Annotated in this window: 6 protein-coding genes; 3 read left to right on the top strand and 3 right to left on the bottom strand. The window is 69.7% G+C overall.

Features of this window, described 5'->3' with window-relative positions; translation table 11 throughout:
• Positions 1-113: 113 nt before the first annotated feature.
• Both ACIRO3_RS27950 and ACIRO3_RS27945 read right to left on the bottom strand, forming a co-directional pair.
• Positions 114-776 (bottom strand): TrkA family potassium uptake protein, encoded by a 663-nt coding sequence (locus ACIRO3_RS27950; protein ID WP_351373912.1) that lies wholly within the window; start codon positions 774-776, stop codon positions 114-116.
• Positions 773-1,441, bottom strand: coding sequence for a TrkA family potassium uptake protein (locus ACIRO3_RS27945; protein WP_053676315.1), 669 nt, complete (start codon positions 1,439-1,441; stop codon positions 773-775). The genes ACIRO3_RS27950 and ACIRO3_RS27945 overlap by 4 nt, the downstream gene beginning before the upstream one ends.
• A 210-nt stretch (positions 1,442-1,651) precedes the next feature.
• Here ACIRO3_RS27945 and ACIRO3_RS27940 point away from each other — a divergent pair, with 210 nt between their 5' ends.
• The 3 genes from ACIRO3_RS27940 to ACIRO3_RS27930 all read left to right on the top strand — a co-directional run bounded on the left by ACIRO3_RS27940 (position 1,652) and on the right by ACIRO3_RS27930 (position 6,184).
• Positions 1,652-3,703, top strand: coding sequence for an APC family permease (locus tag ACIRO3_RS27940; protein ID WP_404141428.1), 2,052 nt, complete (start codon positions 1,652-1,654; stop codon positions 3,701-3,703).
• A gap of 123 nt (positions 3,704-3,826) precedes the next feature.
• A complete protein-coding gene (locus ACIRO3_RS27935; protein WP_404141426.1) occupies positions 3,827-5,158 on the top strand; it encodes a class I SAM-dependent RNA methyltransferase in 1,332 nt (443 codons plus the stop codon).
• Between the two features lie 336 nt (positions 5,159-5,494).
• Complete coding sequence (locus ACIRO3_RS27930; protein ID WP_404141424.1) at positions 5,495-6,184, top strand: DUF1345 domain-containing protein; 690 nt, start codon at positions 5,495-5,497, stop codon at positions 6,182-6,184.
• 63 nt (positions 6,185-6,247) lie between these two features.
• On the opposite strand, the gene ACIRO3_RS27925 is transcribed toward ACIRO3_RS27930, so the two are convergent.
• Entirely contained in the window at positions 6,248-7,309 is a 1,062-nt protein-coding gene (locus ACIRO3_RS27925; protein WP_404141422.1) for a zinc-binding dehydrogenase, read from the bottom strand.
• Between the last annotated feature and the right edge of the window lie 131 nt (positions 7,310-7,440).

Below are 7,440 nucleotides of genomic sequence, written 5' to 3'. Positions count from 1 at the left end.
CTGGCGGCGTTGTCGGGGCACCCGAGTACGTCCAGTACACGGGTGCCCCTCCGCCTTGCCAGGCACGGCACCGGACACCGCGACCCCGACCGACAAGATCCGAAAGAGACGACCTAGTGGCGGGCCTGGAGGAGGTCCTCCAGTTGCTCCTCGCGGGCCTGGGCGGCCACGAAGAGGAGCTCGTCGCCGGGCTCCAGGGTCTCCTCGCCGTGCGGGGTCAGCACCCGGTTGCCGCGGATGATCGTGACCAGCGAGGTGTCCTCGGGCCAGTTGATCTCGCTGATCTGGGTGCCCGCGACCGAGGAGTCGGCGGGCAGGGTCAGCTCGACCAGGTTGGCGTCGCCGTGGCTGAAGCGCAGCAGCCGCACGAGGTCGCCGACGCTGACGGCCTCCTCGACCAGGGCCGACATCAGGCGCGGAGTGGAGACCGCGACGTCGACGCCCCAGGACTCGTTGAAGAGCCACTCGTTCTTCGGGTTGTTGACCCGCGCCACGACCCGGGGAACCCCGTACTCGGTCTTGGCCAGGAGCGAGACGACCAGGTTGACCTTGTCGTCACCCGTGGCGGCGATGACCACGTTGCAGCGCTGCAACGCGGCCTCGTCCAGCGAGGTGATCTCGCAGGCGTCGGCCAGCAGCCACTCCGCCTGGGGCACCCGCTCCACGGAGATGGCGGTGGGCGCCTTGTCGACGAGCAGCACCTCGTGGCCGTTCTCCAGCAGCTCACCCGCGATGGAGCGGCCGACCGCGCCGGCTCCGGCGATCGCGACCCTCATGCGTGTGCCTCCTCAGGCCCCTCGGCGAAGGCCGCCTCGACTTTGTCGATCTCGTCCGTGCGCATCATCACGTGGACGAGGTCGCCCTCCTGGAGCACGGTCGCCGACGTCGGCAGCGTGGCTTCACCCAGACGGGTGAGGAACGCGACCCGGACGCCGGTCTCCTCCTGCAGCTTGCTGACCTTGTGGCCGATCCAGGCCTCGGAGGTGTGCACCTCGGCGAGTTGGACACCGCCGCTCGGGTCGCGCCACAGCGGCTCCGCGCCCGAGGGCAGCAGCCGGCGGAGCATCTGGTCGGCGGTCCACCGCACGGTCGCGACGGTGGGGATGCCGAGGCGCTGGTAGACCTCGGCGCGCTTGGGGTCGTAGATGCGGGCGGCGACGTTCTCGACGCCGAACATCTCACGGGCCACCCGAGCCGCGATGATGTTGGAATTGTCACCACTGCTGACGGCGGCGAAGGCACCCGCCTCCTCGATGCCGGCCTCCCGCAGGGTGTCCTGGTCGAAGCCGACCCCCGTGACGCGGCGGCCGCCGAACGATGCCCCCAGTCGACGGAATGCGGTGGGGTCCTGGTCGACGACCGCGACCGTGTGCCCCTGCTGTTCCAGGGTCTGCGCGAGGGCGGAGCCCACTCTTCCGCAACCCATGATGACGATGTGCACGGCCGTCCTTCCGGCTGACAGCGGCTCGCTGGTTTCCAGCCTCATTGCATGCTCTGGCTAAACAGGGTCTCAGACCTTGGCCCAAGCTACACACGGGCGGTCACCAGTGTGACCATTTGGGGTGCGGTGAGCCCCTCATTGGCTGCTCATTGCCTTGTAAAGGGGCCGGGGGGTTCGTCAGGCGGATTTCGAACGCTTACGATCCTCTGCGTGTCCAAACTGACCGACGTGCCCAAACGGATCCTGATCGGCCGGGCGCTACGCAGCGACCGCCTCGGAGAAACGCTCCTCCCCAAGCGGATCGCCCTTCCCGTCTTCGCGTCCGACCCGCTCTCGTCCGTGGCCTACGCCCCGGGCGAGGTTCTGCTGGTCCTCTCGATCGCGGGTGTGTCGGCGTACCACTTCAGCCCCTGGATCGCGGTCGCGGTCGTGGTGCTCATGTTCACCGTCGTCGCCTCCTACCGACAGAACGTCCACGCCTACCCGAGCGGCGGCGGCGACTACGAGGTCGCCAACACCAACCTCGGGCCCAAGGCCGGCCTGACCGTGGCGAGCGCCCTGCTCGTCGACTACGTCCTCACGGTCGCCGTCTCCATCTCCTCCGGTGTGGAGAACCTGGGATCCGCCGTCGATTTCGTCATCGAGCACAAGGTGCTCTCGGCGATGATCATGATCATCCTTCTCACGCTGATGAATCTGCGCGGAGTGAAGGAATCCGGGAAACTCTTCGCGATCCCGACCTACGTGTTCGTCGGAGCCGTCTTCGTCCTCATCGCCTACGGCGCCTTCAAGGGCATTGTCCTCGGCGACGACATGAAGGCCCCGACCGCGGACCTGGAGATCAAACCCGAACACGAGGGGATCGCCGGATTCGCCCTCGTCTTCCTGCTGCTGCGCGCCTTCTCCTCGGGCTGTGCCGCCCTCACCGGCGTCGAGGCCATCAGCAACGGTGTCCCCGCCTTCCGCAAGCCCAAGAGCAAGAACGCCGCCACCACCCTTGCCCTCATGGGCGGCCTCGCGGTCACCATGTTCTGCGGGATCATCGGCCTGGCCATGGCCACCGACGTGAAGATGGCGGAGAAGCCCGCCACCGACCTGCTGGAGAACGGCGTCCCCGTCGGCGCCGACTACGTTCAGCACCCCGTGATCTCACAGGTGGGCGAGGCCGTCTTCGGCAGCGGCAGCTTCCTCTTCATCATCCTGGCGATCGCCACCGCGCTCGTCCTCTTCCTGGCCGCCAACACCGCCTACAACGGCTTCCCGCTGCTCGGCTCGATCCTCGCCCAGGACCGCTACCTGCCGCGCCAGTTGCACACCCGCGGCGACCGGCTCGCCTTCTCCAACGGCATCGTGCTCCTCGCGGGCGCCGCCATGCTGCTCGTGTGGCTGTACGACGCCGACTCGACGAAGCTGATCCAGCTCTACATCGTCGGCGTCTTCGTCTCCTTCACGCTCAGCCAGATCGGCATGGTCCGGCACTGGAACCGCCACCTGCGCTCCGAGCGCGACCAGGCCGCCCGCCGCCGCATGCACCGCTCGCGGGCGATCAACACCTTCGGCGCGTTCTTCACCGGCATGGTGCTCGTCGTCGTCCTCGCCACCAAGTTCACGCACGGAGCCTGGGTCGCGCTGCTGGGCATGGTCATCTTCTACGGAACGATGACCGCGATCCGCAAGCACTACGACCGCGTCTCCGCCGAGATCGCCGCCGCCGAAGGTCCCAGCGACGACAGCGTGCGCCCCTCCCGGGTCCACTCCATCGTCCTCGTCTCCAAGGTCCACAAGCCCACGCTGCGGGCCCTGGCCTTCGCGAAGCTGACCCGCTCGGACACCCTTGAAGCGCTCAGCATCAGCGTCGACCCGGCCGAGACCAAGGCCCTGAAGGACGAGTGGGAACGACGCGGGATCAACGTCCCGCTCAAGATCCTCGACTCGCCCTACCGCGAGATCACCCGGCCCGTCGTCGAGTACGTCAAGGGGCTGCGCAGCGAGAACCCGCGCGACGCCGTCAGCGTCTACATCCCCGAGTACGTGGTCGGCCGCTGGTACGAACACCTCCTGCACAACCAGAGCGCGCTGCGGCTCAAGGGCCGGCTGCTCTTCACACCCGGCGTGATGGTCACCTCGGTGCCCTACCAGCTGGAGTCCTCCGAGCTCGCCAAGCGGCGGGCGAAGAAGCGCCAGGACTGGAACGCCCCGGGCGCGGTGCGCCGCGGACCGGTGGACACCCCGCGCTCGCGGTCGAAGGACTCGGCCAAGTAGGGCGCTCGCGGTCGAAGGACTCGGCCAAGCAGGGCGTTGGTGAACGGCCGGACGAGATCCACGTAAACTGGTGGGTCGGTCGTCCGGCCGTTCCCTTTTTTCAGCTTTTGGAGTCTCCCCACCATGACCGAGCAGATCGAGAAGCAGTCACTGGTCGGGGAGGAGTACGAGGTCGAGGTCGGCCCCGTCGCGCACGGAGGCCACTGCATCGCCCGTACCGCCGAGGGCCGGGTCCTGTTCGTCCGCCACACCCTGCCCGGCGAGAAGGTCGTGGCCAAGGTCACCGAGGGCGACGTCGACTCCCGCTTCCTGCGCGCCGACGCCATCACCGTCCTGGACCCGTCCAAGGACCGCGTCGAGGCGCCCTGTCCGTACGCCGGTCCCGGCAAGTGCGGCGGCTGCGACTGGCAGCACGCCAAGCCGGGCGCCCAGCGCCGGCTCAAGGGCGAGGTCGTCGCCGAACAGTTGAAGCGCCTCGCCGGCCTCACCCCGGAGGAAGCCGGCTGGGACGGCACGGTCATGCCCGCCGAAGGCGACAAGCTGCCGGCCGGCCAGGTGCCCCAGTGGCGCACCCGGGTCCAGTTCGCGATCGACGACGACGGCCGGGTGGGCCTGCGCAAGCACCGCTCGCACGACATCGAGCCGATCGACCACTGCATGATCGCCGCCCCCGGCGTCAGCGAACTCGGCATCGAGCAGCAGGACTGGCCCCAGATGGCGTCGGTCGAGGCCATCGCCGCCTCGGGTTCGAGCGACCGCCAGGTGGTCCTCACCCCCCGCCCGGGTGGCCGGCTGCCGCTGGTGGAGCTCGACAAGCCGGTCGCGGTCCTGCGCGTCGAGGAGAAGGACGGCGGCGTCCACCGCGTCCACGGCCGCCCCTTCGTGCGCGAGCGCGCCGACGGCCGGACCTACCGCGTCGGCATGGGCGGCTTCTGGCAGGTCCACCCCCAGGCCGCCGACACCCTGATCAAGGCCGTCATGCAGGGCCTGATGCCGCGCAAGGGCGAGATGGCCCTCGACCTCTACTGCGGCGTGGGCATCTTCGCGGGCGCCCTGGCCGAACGCCTCGGCGACACCGGCGCGGTACTCGGCATCGAGTCGACGAAGCGCGCGGTCGAGGACGCCCGCCACAACCTGACCGACTTCCCGCGGGTCCGGATCGAACAGGGCAAGGTCGAGCAGATCCTCCCCAAGACCGGCATCACCGAGTGCGACCTGGTCGTCCTCGACCCGCCCCGCGCCGGCGCCGGCAAGCAGACGGTCCGCCAGGTGGCCGGCCTCACCCCGCGCCGCATCGCGTACGTGGCCTGCGACCCGGCGGCGCTGGCACGCGACCTGGGCTACTTCAAGGAGAACGGCTACAAGGTCCGCACGATGCGCGTCTTCGACCTCTTCCCGATGACCCATCATGTCGAGTGCGTCGCGATCCTTGAGCCTGCCGAAAAGGGTCGCTGACCTGCCGTTTCTCTGAGCGTGTGTGACGGGCGTCACGTGCGTTGGATGCGATATCTTGACGCATATTCGACGCACGTGACGCACGTGACGCACGTGACGCACGTTTGACGCACGAACGGCGCGGTTTCTGATGGGTCGTCATGCGCGACGGGTGGCCGACGGGCGGAACCCTCAGCTGTGTGGCGGTGAGCATATTGAAGTGGCTGAGGCACCGGCTGCCGAGCCGTTGGCTGCCCCTGTCTCATCCGCCTCTCGATAGTGACGTTCCGTGACCCTTCAGGGAGCGTTGAACGACCTGACACCCGCCCAGGTTGTCTTCGAAAGGAGACACTGCCGGTGCATTCATGGCTCTCTGAGCGCCGCCGGTCCGCTGTGAGCACGGTCGTCGCGGCCTGTGTCGCTGTGCTCCTTGTCCTGCTGGAAGTTCTTGTGCCAGGGTCGGTGTCCGCCTCCAGCGCCGACCTGGGCGTGGTGGCACTGTTCGCCTACCTGTTCTGCTACCTGGTGGTCACGTTGAGGGCCTTCTCGTCCGCGCCGCCGGAGCGGATCCGGGTGTGGGCCCGGCGGGAGGCGCGGGGCACCGTACTGCAGCGCTACCTTCTGGGGACCGCGCCGGGGCCCGGGGTGTCGGTTCTCATCGCGGCGGCGGCGCTCGTGGTGTCGGCGGTCTGGCGTCCCGGGCATCTGGGTTCCGCCTTCCCGGCGACCGCGCGGGTGCTGACGGCGCTCGGTCTCGTCGTCGTGGCCTGGATCTGCGTTCTGGTCGCTTTCGCGGTGGCGTTCCACGCCGACAACCTCGTGGAGGACGAGGCGGCGCTGGACTTCCCGGGTGGGGAGACGGCGGCCTGGGCCGACTACGTGTACTTCGCCCTGTCGGTCATGACGACGTTCGGCACGACGGACGTCACGGTGATGTCGCGGGAGATGCGCCGGACGGTGGCGGCCAACGCGACGATCGCGTTCGTCTTCAACACGGTGATCGTGGCCGGCATGGTCGCGGCGCTGGACGGTGGGCAGGGGGTCTGACGGCGGGGTCGGTGGCCGGAACGCCCGCACCGGGCGAGGCGAGCCGGCCACCAACCCTCCCGCTCAGGGGGTGAGCACGAGGCGGATCGGGTCGCCGATCTTGTTCTCCAGGCGGGCGACGGCGTCCGCGGCCTCGGCCAGCGGGACGTGGGCCGTGATGGAGGGGGCCAGGTCGATGCGCCCGGCCGAGGCCAGGCCGACGAGCTGCTCGACGTGCTCGGGCTCGGAGCCGTAGTGGCCGCGGACCTGGTTGACGTTGAAGCAGAATCCGATGCTGTCGGCGATCGTGACCGGCTCCGGGGTGAGTCCGGCGAGGACGAGCGAACCGAACGGGCCGAGGGCCGACGCGGCCTGGGCGCGGGCGGCTCCCACGCCGGCGAAGTCGAAGGCGACGTCGAGGCCGCGCCCGGCCGTCGCCTCCCGCACCGCCTCCGCGAAGCCCGGGGCGAGCGGGTCGAGGGCGACGTCCGCGCCGAAGACGAGGGCTCGCTCGCGGGCCGACGGCAGCGGGTCGATCGCGATGATCGGGGCCGCGCCGACCATCCGGGCGAGCCGTACGGCGTGGGCGCCGAGGCCGCCCGCGCCCCAGATGCCGACCGCCTGGGCGGGGCGGACGGCGCCGGTGCCCACGATCGCGGCGTACGGGGTGGAGACCGCGTCGGGGATGATCGCCGCCTGGTCGAAGGGCAGGTCGTCCGGGATGGGGAGCAGGGTGCCCTCGCGGGCGACGGTGTACTGCGCCCAGCCGCCGTCGTAGTCCAGGCCGCGGGTGAGGGGGCGGTGGCACAGCATGCGGCGCAGGCAGCCGGCGCAGTCGCCGCACGCCTCGCCGGCCTGGAGGACCACCCGCTGCCCGGGCGTCCAGTCGCCCTTCGTGTCCGGGCCGAGGGTGTGGACGACGCCGGCGACCTCGTGGCCGAGGGTGACGGCGCCCGCCTCGGTGACCGCGTCGGTGGGGAAGAAGGGGCTCAGGCTGCCGTCGATCAGGTGGACATCCGACAGGCAGACGCCCGCGGCCCGCACCTCGACGAGGACCTCGCCCGGGCCGGGGACGGGGATGGGGACCTCTTCGACGGCGAAGGTGCGGGTGTCCAGGCGCAGCCGTCCGGCCAGCATGGTGTTCATGCGGAAACCTCGATGTGCTCGGTGAATGGCGCGCACGCAACTCATGCGCTTGACATGGTCGACTGACCATGTCGATTAACCGTGTCTAGTGACGAGGTCGTCTGTCAAGTCGCTTCCGCCGGACGTTCGCG

Source organism: Streptomyces sp. NPDC102278 (assembly GCF_044766345.1).
GTDB lineage: Bacteria > Actinomycetota > Actinomycetes > Streptomycetales > Streptomycetaceae > Streptomyces.
The sequence above is the reverse complement of the archived record's forward strand: the minus strand, read 5'-3'. Positions and strand labels throughout refer to the sequence as shown.